Here is a 14,669-nt window from a genome sequence, read left to right on the forward strand (position 1 = left end):
AGGGTCGTTAGCAAAGCAAACGATTACCGCCTAGGCTGAGCCCATGGAGTTTCGTCGTCTCGGCCGCAGTGGCCTCAACGTCAGTGAGATCTCGTACGGGAACTGGCTCACCCACGGTTCCCAGGTCGAGGAGGACCAAGCGCACGCCTGCATCAAAGCGGCGCTCGACGCCGGCATCACCACCTTCGACACCGCCGATGTCTACGCCAACACCGCCGCCGAATCCGTCCTCGGCCGCGGCCTGAAGGGGCAGCGGCGGGAAAGCCTCGAGATCTTCACCAAGGTCTTCTGGCCCACCGGTCCCAAGGGCCCCAACGACAAGGGCCTGTCCCGCAAGCACATCATGGAGTCCGCCAACGCGAGCCTGGAAAGGCTCGGCACCGACTACGTCGACCTCTACCAGGCGCACCGGTTCGACCGGACCGTCCCGCTGGAAGAGACCATGCTCGCCTTCGCCGACCTCGTCCGCCAGGGCAAGGTGCTCTACGTCGGCGTCTCGGAGTGGACCGCCGAGCAGATCTCCCGCGGCGCCGCCCTCGCGCGCGAGCTGAAGATCCCCTTCGTCTCCAACCAGCCGCAGTACAACATGCTCTGGCGCGTCATCGAGGACCAGGTCATCCCCGCTTCCGAGCGCGAAGGCCTCAGCCAGATCGTCTGGTCGCCCATCGCGCAGGGCGTCCTCACCGGCAAGTACAAGCCCGGCCAGGACTACCCCGCCGGCTCGCGGGCCACCGACGAGAAGGGCGGCGCCAACATGGTCGCCCGTTTCCTCGACGAGAACGTCCTCAAGCGCGTCGCCGAGCTGGAGCCGCTCGCGAAGCAGGCCGACCTCTCCCTCGCGCAGCTCGCCGTCGCCTGGGTGCTGCAGAACCCGAACGTCGCCTCGGCGATCATCGGGGCTTCGCGCCCGGAGCAGGTGCACGAGAACGTCAAGGCCGCCGGCCAGAAGCTGGACGTCGACCTGCTCAAGGCCATCGACGACGTCCTCGGCGACGTCGTCGAGCGCGACGCGAGCCTGACCAAGAGCCCCTAGTCCTGGTTGATCCGGCCCTGGAACGGCACGTCGAACTCGAACGCGTCTTCCGGGGCCAGCCGGGGCTGCAGCCCGAACCCGCGCAGGAGGCGGCTGGCACCCGCCAGCCGGTCGCCTCCTCGCCCGGGCACCCGCGCCGGCGCGAAGCCGTGCGAAACCAGCAGCGTCTCGACCTCGTCGATCAGCTTGTACGGGTCGTAATCACCCACGGACCCAGGTCTTCCCGGTGACCCGCTCGTAGACCTCGGTGTAGCGCCGCCGCGTCTGCTCGACGATCTCCGCGGGGATCTCCGGCCCCGGCGGGGTCTTGTCCCAGCCGGTCGACAACGACCAGTCGCGGACGAACTGCTTGTCGAACGCGCGCTGCGGGCGGCCCGGCTCCCACTCGTCGGCCGGCCAGAAGCGCGACGAGTCCGACGTCAGGACCTCGTCGCCCAGGGTCAGCGTGCCGTCGGCGTCGAAACCGAACTCCAGCTTCGTGTCCGCGATGATCACGCCTTGGGCGGCAGCGTGTTCGGCGCCCTTCGTGTAGATCTCCAGCGTCAGCTCGCGGAGCCGCTTCGCGGTGTCTTCGCCGATCTCGTTCAGCACCTCGTCGAAGGTCATGAACTCGTCGTGGCCGGTGTCGGAGATCTTCGTCGTCGGCGTGAAGATCGGCTCCGGCAGCTTGTCGCCCTCGACCAGGCCCGGCGGCAGCGCGACGCCGGAAATCGCCCCGTCGCGCTGGTACTCGCGCAGGCCCAGGCCGGCCAGGTGGCCGCGCGCGATGCACTCGACCTGGACCATCTTCAGCGGCTTGCAGCGCATCGCGCGGCCGGCGAACTCCTCCGGCACGTCGGTGGTCGACACCACGTGGTTCGGGACGACGCCGGCCATCCGCTCGAACCACCACGCGGACAGCTGGTTGAGCAGCGCGCCCTTGTCCGGGATCGGCGTCGGCAGCGAGACGTCGTAGACCGAAACCCGGTCGGACGCGACGAGCAGGATGTCCCCGCCGTCGAGTTCGTACAGGTCACGGACCTTGCCCGCGTGGATGTGCTTCATTCGCCGTCCTCAGTCGTGTACTCGTAGAAAACCCAGTGGTCGGGCAAGGCGGCGGATTCACCGTACTCGACGACCGTCCCGTCGGCCGCCAGGAAGGTGCTCCGGCCCAGCAGCACCGGCGACCCGGCGGGCAGCCCGAGCTCGGCCGCCTCCGCCTCGTCCGCGTGGCCCGCCGCGTGCCGTTCCTGCGTCGTCGCGATCCTCGTGCCCAGGCGCGCAGCCGCGTGGGCCGACGTGCCTTCGACGATCCGCTCGGGCACCAGCAGCGCCGGCGCTTTCGCCGACAGCACGCCGTCGAACCACGACGTCGACGTCGACAGCGGCCGCGAATCCGGCCCGTAGGTCGTACGGCGGCGCCGGATCGCCGGGGCGCCCTCCTCGAGGCCCAGCGCGGCCGAGGCGCGCTCGGAGGCCGGTTCGAGGCCGGCCGAGCGGATCACCGCGAAGTGGCCGGGCGGGTAGATCCGGCCCGTGCGCGTCGACGCGGTGCTGCGGTCGCGGGCCGTGCGGTGCAGGCCGCCGCGGTCGACGACCGTGCCGACGCCGCGCACCGGCCGCACGAGGCCCTGCGTGCGGAGGGTGGCGAGCACCTTGGTGGCCGTCGCCATGGCGACGGCCCACGTGCGCGCGATCTCGCGGGCGGACGGCACCGCGTCGCCCTCCTGCAGCCGGCCGGACAGGATGTCGTCACGGATGCGGCCCGCGATCTGCAGGTACGGCGGCTCGGGACGGTCGAGGGTGGGCAAGGCGGCTCCTCACGCCGGACATCACGCACAAGTGTTCTAGCACGCCGGAGTGTCTCCCACAAAGACCTGTTCAGAACCACCCAGGTGTACTAGTACACGTGCTGGACTGCGCTCCAGTACGCAAGTTACCCTCGAAAGTGTGTCCCCGCCCACAGCTCACACCGGCTCCAGCGGCCAGGGCCTCGAGGAACTCCTCGAGGAACTCCGGCGCCGCAAGTGGGTGCTGCACCTGTTCGGCGGCCGCGAAGCCCCGGAAGTCTACGCGGCCGTCCACCGGTGGCCGACCTGCGCGGACGTCATCGTCCTGCGGGACGAGCACCGGGCGAGCGCCTACCGGGTGCCCTTGTTCCCGGGCACCGACGTGTTCAGCCCGAAGGTGGTCACGTGGCAGTACCACGCCACCCCGGTCTGGACGCTGCGGGCGGTGCTCACCCTCGCGGAGCCCGGCACCCCGGGCGCGCCGCTGCAGGCGCTGCGGCCACAGCCGGAGTGCCACATCCCGCCGGAGCTGCGCCACGACGTGACGATCCGGCCGACGAGCACCACGGAAACCGAAGGGAACGACGGTGGCGGCCCGCCCGCGTGCGCCTAGCCGTTTTCAGGCACCGCGGGCGAGCAGCCGCTCCGCGACCACCAGGTCGTGCGGGTAGGTGATCTTGAGGTTCTCGGGAGCCCCCGGGACCCAGCGGATCGGCAGGGAGGAGAACCGCTCCATGCACGACGAAGTGTCCGTACCCACGAAGCCCTCGCGCTCGGCCTGTTCGTAGGCCTCGAGCAGCGGTCCGGCCCGGAAGCCCTGAGGCGTCTGGACTCGGATCGCGCCGGGCACCTGGGCGACCAGGTGCCCGGCATCCACTCCGACGACGTCGTCGGCGGCCAGGCCCGGCACAGCCCCCCCGTCCTCGCGTGTCCGGGTCAGTACCGCGCCGATCAGCTCGGAGTGGACCAGCGGCCGGGCCGCGTCGTGCAGCAGCACGGCGTCGACCCGGCCGCCTCTTATGCGCGGGGCGAGGTGGCGCAGGGCGTTGAGCTCGGAGGCCTGGCGGGTGTCGCCGCCGTGCACGATCTCGACGCCGTCGCCGGCCACCTCGTCGGCGAGTTCCCGGTCCTGCGGCCGGATGACCAGCACGAGCACGCCGATGCCGGGGACGCGCCTGAAGGCGTCGAGGGACCAGGCGACCACGCGCCGGCCGGCGAGGGGCAGGTAGACCTTGTTCAGCTTCGCGCCGACGCGGGTGCCCGCGCCGCTGGCCAGCACCACCGCGGCCGCCGTCGTCTCCACGAGCGGCGAGACTACCGGCCGCGCGGCGAGCGATGACGCGGCCGCGCGCTCTCCGCGGCCGAGCCCTTGCCGCCACCACGCGCCTCCCCGCCACCGCGCACCTCCCCCGCCGCCACACCCGAAGTCATGAACGACTCGTTCATGACGTTCCCAGCCGACCGGCCGCCGCCGCCGGATTCCCCGCTGCCGGTAGGTTGGCCACAGCGTTGCCGTGGAGGAGAAAGGGCCTGGTGTGGAGCCGGACAGCATCGAGTTCCCCGAGATCACCCCGCCCGACGACCACGCCCGGTCCGACGCGATCGCCCTGCACGACAAGCTGGTCAAGCCGGCCGGGTCGCTGGGCCGGCTCGAAGAGCTGGGCGTCTGGATCGCCGCGTGCCAGGGGCAGTCGCCGCCGCGGCCGTTCACCCGGCCGCGCGTCATCGTCTTCGCCGGTGATCACGGCATTGCCGCGAAGGGCGTTTCCGCCTATCCCGCCGAGGTCACCGGGCAGCTGCTCGGCACCATGCTGACCGGCGGCGCCGCGATCAACGTCCTGGCCGCCGCCGCGGGGGCGAGCGTGCGCGTGGTCGACATGGCCGTCGACACCGAAGCACCCGCGACCCGCTCGATCGGCGAGTTCAAGGTGCGCCGCGGCTCCGGCTCCATCGACGTCGAGGACGCCCTGAGCGCCGACGAGGTCAAGAAGGCGGTCCGCGCCGGGATCGCGATCGCCGACGCGGAGGTCGACGGCGGTGCCGACCTGCTCATCCCCGGCGACCTCGGGATCGGCAACAGCACGCCTGCGTCGGTGCTCGTGGCCGCACTGACCGGCAGCGAGCCGGTCGCGGTCGTCGGCCGCGGCTCCGGCATCGACGACGACGCCTGGATGCGCAAGGCCGCCGCGGTGCGCGACGCGCTGCGCCGGGCCCGCGCGGTCCTGGCCGACCCGATCGCCCTGCTGCGCACCACCGCCGGCGCGGACATCGCGGCGATGGCCGGGTTCCTGGCGCAGGCCGCGGTCCGCCGGACGCCGGTGGTGCTCGACGGGCTCGTCGCGTGCGCCGCGGCGCTCGTCGCCGAGGACCTCGCGCCGGGCGCGCGCCGCTGGTGGGTCGCCGGGCAGCGGACGGCCGAACCCGCGCACGCCCTCGCCCTGGAGCACCTGGACCTGGGCCCGCTGCTGGAGCTGGACGTCCGCCTGGGCGAAGGCACCGGCGCGGTGACGGCGCTGCCCCTGCTGATGATGGCGGCCCGCGTTCTCGCCGAAACCGCCACGCACGAGCAGGCCGGCGTCTCCGGCCCGGTCATCCCCGCCACCGCCACCTGACTCCGAAAGCCGTGAATGGCACATCGAGGGACGCTAAGTCCCTCAATGTGCCATTCACGGCACTTCAGCAGTGCTCAGCCGAGCGGGACCATCCAGTGGTCGACGTCCGGGTGGGTGCCTTCCTGGATGCCGGTCAGCTCCTCGCGCAGCTTCATCGTCAGCGAACCCGGCTGCCCGTCCGCGATGGTGAACTCGCCGTTGGCGTGCTTGACGTGCCCGACCGGCGTGATCACCGCCGCCGTGCCGCAGGCGAACGTCTCGGTCAGCTCGCCCGAAGCCGCCGCCTTCTCCCACTCGTCGGTGGAGATCCGGCGCTCCTCGACCTTGTAGCCGAGCCGCGAAGCCAGCTGCAGCAACGACTTGCGCGTCACGCCCGGCAGCAGCGAGCCGGTCAGCTCGGGCGTGACCACCCGGGCGTTCTCGCCGGAGCCGAAGACGAAGAACAGGTTCATCCCGCCCATCTCCTCGACCCAGCGCCGCTCGACGGCGTCGAGCCAGACCACCTGGTCGCAGCCCTTTTCGACGGCCTGCGCCTGCGCCACGAACGACGCCGCGTAGTTGCCGGCGCACTTCGCCGCGCCGGTGCCGCCGGGCGCCGCGCGCACGTACTCCGTCGACAGCCAGACGCTCACCGGCTTCACGCCGCCGGAGAAGTACGAGCCCGCCGGGGACGCGATGACCGTGTACACGTATTCGGCGGCCGGGCTGTTGACGCCGAGCCCGGTGGACGTCGAGATCATGAACGGCCGCAGGTAGAGGGAATCACCCTGGCGGGTGGGCACCCACCGGCCGTCGACGGCGATGAGCTCCCGCAGCGACTCGACGAAGACCTCCTCCGGCAGCTGCGGCATGGCGAGCCGCTCGGCCGACTGCCGGAACCGCGCGGCGTTGGCGTCCGGGCGGAACGACGCGATCGTGCCGTCCGGCTGGCGGTAGGCCTTGAGGCCTTCGAAGATCGCCTGGCCGTAGTGCAGCACCGACGTCGCCGGGTCGAGGGTGAACGGGGCGTAGGGGCCCACCTGGGCGTCGTGCCAGCCTTCGGTCTTCGACCACTTGACGGTCACCATGTGGTCGGTGAAGTACAACCCGAATCCGGGCTTCTCGAGTACCTCCGCGACACGGTCCGCGCTCGCAGGACTCGGGTGCGGGACAGGGGCGAACTGCGTCGTGGTCGTCATGAGTCGACGATACCGCTTGGTCGGACGCGCGTTAGTCGGAAGTCCCACTGTTCCGGGTCCGCCGCGCCCGCGCCGCGATGACTCTAGGATGACGGCGTGAGCTACTCCACGCAGCCGGTGCCCCGGCCCAAGACGGGCGGGGCCGACGTCAAGACGTTCGTCACCGCGGTGCTGCTGACCTTCGGCGTCGGCCTGCTCGGCATGGTCGGCTGGGCCGTGCTCAGCAGCGGCTTCGGCGGCTTCCTCGGCCTCGTCGCCGGGGTCTTCGGCATCGTGTGGTGGCGGAGCATCCACGGCAAGGTCGTGTTCCCGAAGGTGATCCCGACGAAGTCGGTCGTCATCCTCGCCGTCGTCAACGCGGTGCTGGCGCTGATCCTTCTCCTGACCGCGGGCTGAGCTCCGCCGGCAGCTCCGGCACCGGCCAGCCCGCTTCGGGGCGGAAGTCGGTGTCGGTCCCGTCGAACGGGTAGCGGCCGCGCTCGGCAAGCGCGCCGATCCGCTCGCCCTCCGCGCGCAGCAGGTCGAACTGCTCGAGCGTCAGGCGGCCGACCTCGAGCGCGGCCTCGGCCTCGTCCTCGTCGTCCCAGCGCCAGGTGCCGTCCCGCTCGACGACGACGTCGAGCACGCCGTCGATCCGGTCGACCGCGCCCGGCGTGCGGCCCAGCGGGATCTCCAGGTTGACGTACCAGTTCTTGAACCGGCCTTCGAGGTCGAAGAACCACCAGACCGACGACCACTCGTCTTCGGGGATCCGGCGCAGCGTCGACGCGCCGTGCCAGGAGTCCGCGACCGCCACCCGCGGGATGCGGAACCGCTGGTCCAGCGGGGCGTCCCGCATCAGGCGGCCGTCGGCGAGCCGGCTGCCGACGATCGGGGTGCCCGCCGGGATCCAGCCGCGCAGGACGCGGCCGTCGTCGTCGAGGACGCGCAGCGGGTGGACCTGGCCGATCGAGCCGTCGGGGCGGTGGAACCGCTCGACCACGGTCTCCCCCGGCCGCCAGCGTCGATCACTCACGCGACCCACTGTACCGGCGCGCACGTACGCCCAGTAGCAGCTCGATCACGGTCGCCAGCCCCGTCACGACGAGCACCGGCAGCGCCGGCAGGAAGTACGCGGCCACCGCGGCGACGGCGATCCCCGCCAGCCCGCGCACGCCGACGCGCTCCCGGACCTCGGCGCCGGCGGCGAGGGCGGGCACGACGGTCGCGACCACGGCGATGACCGTGAGCAGCGGTTGCAGGGAATCCGCGTCGGCGGCGGACAGCAGGTCGCGCAACGACGTCAGGGACAGCCCCAGCCGGACCGCGCCGAGCTGGTAGAGCGCGGCGAAGGCGGCCAGCACGGCTACGGCGCCGAGCAGCAGCACGCGCCACCCGGCGTTCTCCCGCGCACCCGGGCGCAGGAAGGGCAGGAACACCACCGCGGCGACGAGCACGCCCGCGAAGTCCGGCGGCCGCAGGCCGCCGCCCGCGGTCGCCACCGGCGGCACGGCCACGCACAGCGCGACCAGCACGACCCCGGCGGCCAGCAGCAGCCCGCCCGCGATCCGTACGACGAAGGTCGGGACCTTCAGCCCGGCGAACCCCGCGCCGGCGACCACCACGGCGAAGGCCACGGCCGCGAGTTCGCGGTGCGCGGGGAAGACGTACGCGCCGAACGCGATCGCGTAGACCGCCACCTCGGCCAGCCGGGCGACGGCCACGACGACCCGGTCGACCAGGGCTTCCCCCGGTTCCGGGACCCCCGCCGTCACGCCCGCGGCGATGCCCGCGAGCAGCAGCCCGGCCAGCAGCCACCAGCCCGCACCCGCCGCTCCGGCCGCCAGCGCCACCAGCAGCCCACCGCCCAGCCGCACGCGGTCCCTCCTCGCCCTCTGTTCACCCCTGCTTCCGCCGTCATTAGCATGGCTCACGATCCCGACCGGGCCGGTGCCCGGTACCACCGCGAACGCGCGAGGAGCCAGAAGTGACCGTGCCTAAGCTCGCCCTGTCCGACAACACCGGGGAGGCACTGGCCAAGACGCGCGCCGACGTGGTCGTCATCGGCACCCTGGCCGGCGAGGACGGCCCGCTTCTCGCCGACGGCGCCGCCGCCGTGGACGCCGCCTTCGACGGCCGCCTGGCCGGCCTGCTCGCCACCCTCGGCGCCAGCGGCAAGGCCGAAGAGGTCGTCAAGATCCCCACGCTGGGCAAGCTGCCCGCCGGTGTCGTCCTGGCCGTCGGCCTGGGCAAGGCCGGCGACGGCGTCACCCCCGAGCAGGTCCGCCGCGCCGCCGGTGCCGCGGGCCGCGCGCTGGCCGGCACCGACCGCGCGTTCGTGACGCTGTCGGAGCTCGACCTGCAGGCCGCCGTCGAGGGCACCGTCCTCGGCGCCTACGTCTTCACCGCCTACCGCTCGGAGAAGGGCGACGCGCCGGTCGCGAAGGTCGACTTCGCGAGCCCGGCCGACGGCACGTCCCGCGAGCACAAGGCGACGCTGAAGGCCGCGACCTCCATCGCCGAGGCCGTCATCACCACCCGCGACCTGATCAACACCCCGCCGAACGACCTCTATCCGGCCTCCTTCGCCGACCGCGCGAAGAAGCTGGCCGAGGACAACGGCCTCGAGTTCGAGGTCCTCGACGAGAAGGCGCTGAAGCGCAAGGGCTTCGGCGGCATCCTCGGCGTCGGCGGCGGCTCGTCCCGCCCGCCGCGCCTGGTGCGCATCGGCTACAAGCCGGCCAAGGCCGCCAAGAAGGTCGCCCTCGTCGGCAAGGGCATCACGTTCGACTCGGGCGGTATCTCGCTCAAGCCCGCCGCGAACATGGACCACATGACCTCGGACATGTCCGGCGCGGCCGGCGTGCTCGCCTCGGTCGTGCTGGCGGCGAAGCTGAAGTACCCCCTCGAGGTCGTCGCGCACATCCCGCTGGCGGAGAACCTCCCGTCCGGGACGTCGTACCGCCCGGGCGACGTGCTGACCATGTACGGCGGCAAGACCGTCGAGGTCCTCAACACCGACGCCGAAGGCCGGCTCATCCTGGCCGACACGATGGTCCGCGCGGCCGAGGAGAACCCGGACTACCTGATCGAGACCTCGACGCTGACCGGCGCCCAGGTCGTTTCGCTCGGCCACCGCACCGCGGGTGTCATGGGCTCGGACGACTTCCGCGACCGCGTCGCCGGCGTCATGCGGGCCACCGGCGAAAACGGCTGGGCCATGCCGCTGCCGGAGGAGCTGCGCGCGGACCTCGACTCGCGCCTGGCCGACCTGGCCAACATCACCGGTCACCGCTGGGGCGGCATGCTCGCCGCCGGCATCTTCCTGCGCGAGTTCGTCGCCGACGGCCTCGACTGGGTCCACATCGACATCGCGGGCCCGTCGTTCAACACCGGCGCGCCCTGGGGCTACACCGGCAAGGGCGGCACCGGCGTCCCGGTCCGCACGATCGCCGCGGTCCTGGCGGACATCGCCGCCAACGGCTGACACTCGGGCGCCCCAATGTGGCCTTCGGTGCGTCTGACGCACCGAAGGCCACATTGGGTGCGTCTGACGCAACCAAGGCCACATTGGGGCGCTTGGGCGCGGTGATCCCTTTGCCGCTTTCGGTGTGATCCGCGACACCGTACCGTGATCGGGTGACCACCGGGCCGGTCGAAGAGGACACACCCGCCGCGATCGCCGCCGAGCACGACGAAGAACGTCCGGCGCGCACCCTCTCCCGCGTCCCCGACCGCGTCGTCTACTTCGTGGCGCTGGCCGTCGCCGTGCTGGTGCTCAAGCAGGTCTTCTTCCCCTTCGCCAAGGGGAACCAGTTCTACCTCGTGCTCTTCCTCGGCGTGACGCTCCCGCTGGTCTTCCTCTGCTACCGCCCGCGGCTGCGCGGGCGTGACGACCCCGGCTGGACCGACTGGGCCCTCGCCGTCCTGGCGCTCGCCGTCGGCCTCTACCCCGTGCTCGTCGGCTACGACGACTTCCTGAACCGGCAAGGCATCCTGTCCCCGCTGGACGTCGTGGCCGGCGCGCTGCTGCTGGTGCTGATCCTCGAAGCCACCCGCCGGACGACCGGGCTGGTGCTGCCGATCGTCTGCCTGCTCTTCCTCGCCTACGCCTACTACGGCGGCTTCCTCCCGCAGAACTGGGGCATCGCGCACGCGGGCATCGACTTCAGCCAGATCGTCAACGCGCTCTACAACGACGCCAGCGGCTTCTACGGCACTCCACTCGACGTCGCGGGCAGCTACATCGTGCTGTTCACGCTCTACGGCGCCGTCCTGAACGCCTCCGGCGCCGGGCAGTTCTTCGTGGACATCTCCTTCGCCGCCTTCCGCAGGTCCCGGACGGCGCCGGGCCGGACCACCGTGCTGTCGGGCTTCCTGCTCGGCACGGTCTCGGGCTCGGGCACCGCGACGGCGGTCAGCCTCGGCTCGATCACCTGGCCGATCCTGAAGAAAGCCCACTACCCCAAGGAAAACGCGGGCGGGCTGCTCGCCGCGTCCGGCATCGGGGCCATCCTTTCGCCGCCGACGCTGGGTGCCGCCGCGTTCATCATCGCCGAGTACCTGCAGACGTCGTACCTGACCGTGCTGATCTGGGCGACCGTGCCGACGCTGCTGTACTACCTCGGCATCGTCTTCGCGATGGAGGCCGACGCGCGGCGCTTCAAGGCCGAGCCCGTCGACGTCCCGCACGGTGATCCGTGGAAGCTGCTGCTGCGCGGCGGTTACCACTTCCTGTCGCTGGCGATCATCGTCGTGTTCCTGGCGCTGGACATCCCGCCGTTCGCCGCGGTCGTCTACGCCACCGGCGTCGCCGCCCTGTTCGCGCTCATCGCCCGCCGCCACGACGTGCGGGGGTGGGCCAAGGACATGGTCGACGCGCTTTCGGCCGGCGTGCGCGGGGCGCTGCCGGTGATCGCGGTGTGCGCGGCGGCCGGCGTGATCACCTCGACCATCACCAAGACCGGGCTCGGCCTCGAACTCGCCGACGCACTGGTGGAACTGGCCGGCGCGCTCACCGACAACGGCACGGTGATCCTGATCCTGACCGTGCTGCTCTCGGCCGTCGCGGTCGGCGTGCTCGGGCTCGCGGTGCCGGTCACGGCCAGCTTCATCATCGCGTGGGTGGTGATCGGCCCGGCACTGGAGACGCTCGGGGTGGCCGACGCCGAACGCGCGATGTTCATCTTCTACTACGCCGTGCTTTCCGAGGTCACGCCGCCGACCGCGCTCGCCGCGGTCGCGTCGGCGGCCATCACCGGCGGGTCGGTGCTGGGAACCATGTGGCAGTGCTGGAAGTACACGCTGCCCGCGTTCCTGGTGCCGATCGCCTTCGTGCTCACCGACAACGGTGCTGCACTGCTGCTGCAGTCCGACGTCGTCACCGTGCTCTGGGTGGCGGCGGTGTCGGCGGTGGCCGTCGCCGCGCTCGCGGTCGTGACCGGCGGCTGGCTGTTCGGGCCGGTCAGCCTGCCCGTACGGCTGCTGTTCGTGCCCGCCGCCCTGTGCCTGCTCTACCTGGAGCCGGTGCCGATCGCGGTCGGCGCCGCGTTCGGCGTCGCCGCCGTGCTCGCCCACGCCGTCACGAAGAGGAGGACAGCATGAAACGCGCACTGGCCGCTGCCGCGGTACTCGCTCTGGCCGTCACGGGCTGCGGCGGGAAGCAGCAGACCGACTCCCCCGCCGCGAGCGGGACACAGTCCTGCGAAGCGGGCGAAGGCCGGATCACCATCGCCACCGGCAACAGCGGCGGCGTGTACTACGTGCTGGGCGGCGGGCTGGCCCAGCTGATCAGCAACGGCACCAAGCTGCGCGCGACGGCCGCGGAGACCGGCGCGTCCGTGCAGAACATCCAGCAGCTGGTGGCGGGCAACTACGACGTCGCGTTCTCGCTGGCCGACACCGCGGCGGACGCCGTGCGGGGCAAGGGATCCTTCGACGGCAAGCCGCAGAAGATCCAGGCGCTGTCCCGGATCTACCCGAACTCGACGCAGGTCCTGGTGCGCACGGACGCGGGCATCAACAGCGTCGAGGACATGCGCGGCAAGCGGATCTCGACGGGGTCGCCGAAGTCCGGCACCGAGGTGATCGCGAACCGGCTGTTGCAGGCGGCGGGATTGAAGGACACCGACGTCCAGGCGCAGCGCCTCGACCTGGCCAAGACCGCGGACGGCATGAAGGCGGGCACGCTCGACGGGCTCGTCTGGTCCGGCGGGCTGCCGACCGCGCAGATCACCGACATCACCACGGCGTTGAAGGACAAGGTGAAGTTCGTCGACATCACGCCGTTGCTGCCGAAGCTCAAGCAGGTCAACGAGGTCTACGCCCAGGGCGTGATCCCGGCGGCCACGTACGCGCAGCCGGCGGACGTGCCGACGGTCGTGGTGCCCAACCTCCTGCTGGTGCGTGAGGACTTCCCGGCGGGCAACGCGTGCGCGATCACCAAGCTGATCTTCGACAAGCAGGCGGAGCTCGCGAAGATCCACCCGGCGGCGAAGGAGATCACCAAGCAGCTGGCGCCCCAGACCGACCCGGTGCCGCTGCACCCGGGGGCGAAGCAGGCCCTCGGCTAGGGTCCGGTGGGTGGATGCCGGTGAGTACCTCGAGACGGCGGTCCGCGACGTCCTGACCGGCGACGTCGACGGGCAGGTCGGGTACGCGGCGCTGCTGCTCGCCGTCAGCGGCGCCCTCGACGAGGCCGACCGGCTGGCCGAGCAGTGGCTGGCCCGCACGGAACGCCCGGTGACGGCGTTGGCGCCGGACCCGGTGCGGGCCCGCGCGTGGGCGATGCTGTTCGAAGCGCGCGGCGGGCGTCCGGAGTGGGCCGCGGGGCTGTCCCCGCTGGACCTCGACGCCGAGGAACGCGCGCACTCGGCGTCGCTGCGCCGCCGGGTGTCCGACCTGGAGGGAGTGCTCCCGCCGGGGCCGGTCGCCGAGGTGGTCAAGCACGTGGCGCCGGCGCGGCCGGACCGGGTGCGCACGGCTCTGCTCGACGGCGATCTCGAGGTGTGGGCCTCGCTGGCCGGGCCGCGCCCGGACGTGGCGATGCTGGCGGCGACTCGTGCGCTTGCTCCGGCGCTGGTGGCGGGCGCGGACCCGCTCGGCCTGCGCGACTGGGCGCCGGCTTGCGCGGGTGCGCTGGTCGCGGCGCTGCACGAGCGGTACCCGCGGGAGCTGGGCGGCTGGCCGGAGCTGATCGCGGAGATCATGCGCTTGCGCGGGGACCCGGCGGCGCCACCGCCGGCGTCGGAGGCGGCGATCCGCTCGGCCGAACTCCGCTTGGGCGTCGATCTGCCCGAGGAGCTCCGCGAGTTCCTCCGCGTCTGCGACGGCCTCCCCGCCGACGTGGTCTTCCCGCGGTTGCTCGGCACCGCCGAGCTGCGGGCCGACAGCGGTGTCGTGATCCTCGCCGACCCCGCCGTGCTGCTCCTGTCGGCCGGGCACGTGGTCGAGGTCGACCCGGTGCTGGGCACGACCGTCCACCCGTCGCTGCGCGCGGCGCTGGTCAAGCACGCCACCCTGCTCGCCCAGGCAGGCTAGGTTGGTCCCGGTGACCACCCTCACCGCGGAGACGATCACCCCGGCCAACGTCGCCGCCGCGTGCCAGCTGGCCGTCGAGCCGCACCAGAAGGACTTCGTCGCGCCCGTGGCGGTTTCGCTGGCCGAGGCGTACACGCAGCCCGAGGTGGCCTGGCCCCGGCTGATCCTGGACGACGGCGAACCGGTCGCGTTCGTGATGGGCGGCTTCGACCCCGGCGCCGAGCCGGACTTCTTCCGGTGCGGGGTCTGGCGGCTCAACGTCGGCGCGGGCGTCCAGGGCCGCGGCTACGGCCGGTTCGCCGTGGAAACCGTCCTCGAGGAAGCGAGAAGACGCGGCAACACAACCGCGACGGTGCTGTGGATCCCCGCCGACGGCGGCCCCGAGGACTTCTACCTCAAGCTGGGCTTCAAGCCGACCGGCCAGACCTTCAACGGCGAGGTCGTCGGCCGGATCGAGCTCTAGATGTGATGTCCAGGGAGGTTGGTCAGTCGGGTGACCGGCGGCTTGCCGCCGGTTGAGCTGTGGGGTCGATGGTGATTGTAGAAGTGCAGCCAGCCC

The 14,669-nt window shown here is 72.0% G+C and carries 16 protein-coding genes; 9 read left to right on the forward strand and 7 right to left on the reverse strand.

Annotation, left to right across the window (positions count from 1 at the left end; genetic code table 11):
- Positions 1–43: 43 nt before the first annotated feature.
- A complete protein-coding gene (locus BLV96_RS48635; protein WP_086681083.1) occupies positions 44–1,033 on the forward strand; it encodes an aldo/keto reductase family protein in 990 nt (329 codons plus the stop codon).
- Here BLV96_RS48635 and BLV96_RS48640 read toward each other — a convergent pair.
- From BLV96_RS48640 to BLV96_RS48650, 3 genes are read right to left on the reverse strand one after another with little or no spacing between them, the layout of a single operon-like run.
- On the reverse strand, positions 1,030–1,242 hold the full coding sequence (locus tag BLV96_RS48640; RefSeq protein WP_086681085.1) for a hypothetical protein: 213 nt from the start codon (positions 1,240–1,242) through the stop codon (positions 1,030–1,032). The genes BLV96_RS48635 and BLV96_RS48640 overlap by 4 nt on opposite strands.
- Complete coding sequence (locus tag BLV96_RS48645; RefSeq protein ID WP_086681087.1) at positions 1,235–2,077, reverse strand: phosphoribosylaminoimidazolesuccinocarboxamide synthase; 843 nt, start codon at positions 2,075–2,077, stop codon at positions 1,235–1,237. The genes BLV96_RS48640 and BLV96_RS48645 overlap by 8 nt, the downstream gene beginning before the upstream one ends.
- Complete coding sequence (locus BLV96_RS48650) at positions 2,074–2,823, reverse strand: GntR family transcriptional regulator (protein ID WP_086681089.1); 750 nt, start codon at positions 2,821–2,823, stop codon at positions 2,074–2,076. Before BLV96_RS48650 ends, BLV96_RS48645 begins: the two co-directional genes overlap by 4 nt.
- Before the next feature lie 139 nt (positions 2,824–2,962).
- On the opposite strand from BLV96_RS48650, the gene BLV96_RS48655 reads away from it, so the two are divergent.
- The gene (locus BLV96_RS48655) at positions 2,963–3,415 is read left to right on the forward strand and encodes a hypothetical protein (RefSeq protein WP_086681091.1); all 453 of its coding nucleotides are present in this window, start codon (positions 2,963–2,965) and stop codon (positions 3,413–3,415) included.
- A gap of 6 nt (positions 3,416–3,421) precedes the next feature.
- Here the strand turns inward: BLV96_RS48655 and BLV96_RS48660 are convergent, their stop codons facing one another.
- Positions 3,422–4,105 (reverse strand): IspD/TarI family cytidylyltransferase, encoded by a 684-nt coding sequence (locus tag BLV96_RS48660; RefSeq protein WP_091390494.1) that lies wholly within the window; start codon positions 4,103–4,105, stop codon positions 3,422–3,424.
- Positions 4,106–4,337: 232 nt separating this feature from the next.
- Between BLV96_RS48660 and cobT the strand changes: the two genes are divergently transcribed.
- Positions 4,338–5,414: a nicotinate-nucleotide--dimethylbenzimidazole phosphoribosyltransferase gene (gene cobT / locus BLV96_RS48665; RefSeq protein WP_086683385.1), complete on the forward strand. Its 1,077-nt coding sequence runs from the start codon at positions 4,338–4,340 to the stop codon at positions 5,412–5,414.
- 74 nt (positions 5,415–5,488) lie between these two features.
- On the opposite strand, the gene BLV96_RS48670 is transcribed toward cobT, so the two are convergent.
- Positions 5,489–6,592, reverse strand: coding sequence for a branched-chain amino acid aminotransferase (locus BLV96_RS48670; protein WP_086683382.1), 1,104 nt, complete (start codon positions 6,590–6,592; stop codon positions 5,489–5,491).
- A gap of 96 nt (positions 6,593–6,688) precedes the next feature.
- Here BLV96_RS48670 and BLV96_RS48675 point away from each other — a divergent pair, with 96 nt between their 5' ends.
- Positions 6,689–6,988 carry a hypothetical protein gene (locus tag BLV96_RS48675; protein WP_086683379.1) on the forward strand — a complete coding sequence of 100 codons (300 nt, stop codon included), beginning with the start codon at positions 6,689–6,691 and terminating at the stop codon, positions 6,986–6,988.
- On the opposite strand, the gene BLV96_RS48680 is transcribed toward BLV96_RS48675, so the two are convergent.
- Positions 6,945–7,607 (reverse strand): ribonuclease FAU-1 family protein, encoded by a 663-nt coding sequence (locus BLV96_RS48680; RefSeq protein ID WP_208608554.1) that lies wholly within the window; start codon positions 7,605–7,607, stop codon positions 6,945–6,947. The genes BLV96_RS48675 and BLV96_RS48680 overlap by 44 nt on opposite strands.
- Complete coding sequence (locus BLV96_RS48685; RefSeq protein WP_086683373.1) at positions 7,600–8,448, reverse strand: hypothetical protein; 849 nt, start codon at positions 8,446–8,448, stop codon at positions 7,600–7,602. Before BLV96_RS48685 ends, BLV96_RS48680 begins: the two co-directional genes overlap by 8 nt.
- A 110-nt stretch (positions 8,449–8,558) precedes the next feature.
- On the opposite strand from BLV96_RS48685, the gene BLV96_RS48690 reads away from it, so the two are divergent.
- From BLV96_RS48690 to BLV96_RS48715, 5 genes are all read left to right on the forward strand, one after another.
- Complete coding sequence (locus tag BLV96_RS48690; protein ID WP_086683370.1) at positions 8,559–10,058, forward strand: leucyl aminopeptidase; 1,500 nt, start codon at positions 8,559–8,561, stop codon at positions 10,056–10,058.
- Between the two features lie 152 nt (positions 10,059–10,210).
- Positions 10,211–12,175 carry a TRAP transporter permease gene (locus BLV96_RS48700; protein WP_086683364.1) on the forward strand — a complete coding sequence of 655 codons (1,965 nt, stop codon included), beginning with the start codon at positions 10,211–10,213 and terminating at the stop codon, positions 12,173–12,175.
- On the forward strand, positions 12,172–13,143 hold the full coding sequence (locus tag BLV96_RS48705; RefSeq protein WP_086683361.1) for a TAXI family TRAP transporter solute-binding subunit: 972 nt from the start codon (positions 12,172–12,174) through the stop codon (positions 13,141–13,143). The genes BLV96_RS48700 and BLV96_RS48705 overlap by 4 nt, the downstream gene beginning before the upstream one ends.
- 10 nt (positions 13,144–13,153) lie before the next feature.
- Positions 13,154–14,110, forward strand: coding sequence for an SMI1/KNR4 family protein (locus BLV96_RS48710; RefSeq protein WP_086683358.1), 957 nt, complete (start codon positions 13,154–13,156; stop codon positions 14,108–14,110).
- 10 nt (positions 14,111–14,120) lie between these two features.
- A complete protein-coding gene (locus BLV96_RS48715) occupies positions 14,121–14,573 on the forward strand; it encodes a GNAT family N-acetyltransferase (RefSeq protein WP_086683388.1) in 453 nt (150 codons plus the stop codon).
- The last annotated feature ends 96 nt before the right edge of the window (positions 14,574–14,669 follow it).

The sequence above is a fragment of the Amycolatopsis pretoriensis genome, assembly GCF_900107925.1.
Taxonomy (GTDB): Bacteria; Actinomycetota; Actinomycetes; order Mycobacteriales; family Pseudonocardiaceae; genus Amycolatopsis; species Amycolatopsis pretoriensis.

What these genes read in the sequence shown, in the direction of transcription:
- BLV96_RS48705 (WP_086683361.1), top strand. Translation starts at nt 12,172, where the DNA reads ATGAAACGCGCACTGGCCGCTGCCGCGGTACTCGCTCTGGCCGTCACG.
- BLV96_RS48635 (WP_086681083.1), top strand. Translation starts at nt 44, where the DNA reads ATGGAGTTTCGTCGTCTCGGCCGCAGTGGCCTCAACGTCAGTGAGATC.
- BLV96_RS48670 (WP_086683382.1), bottom strand. Translation starts at nt 6,592, where the DNA reads ATGACGACCACGACGCAGTTCGCCCCTGTCCCGCACCCGAGTCCTGCG.
- BLV96_RS48645 (WP_086681087.1), bottom strand. Translation starts at nt 2,077, where the DNA reads ATGAAGCACATCCACGCGGGCAAGGTCCGTGACCTGTACGAACTCGAC.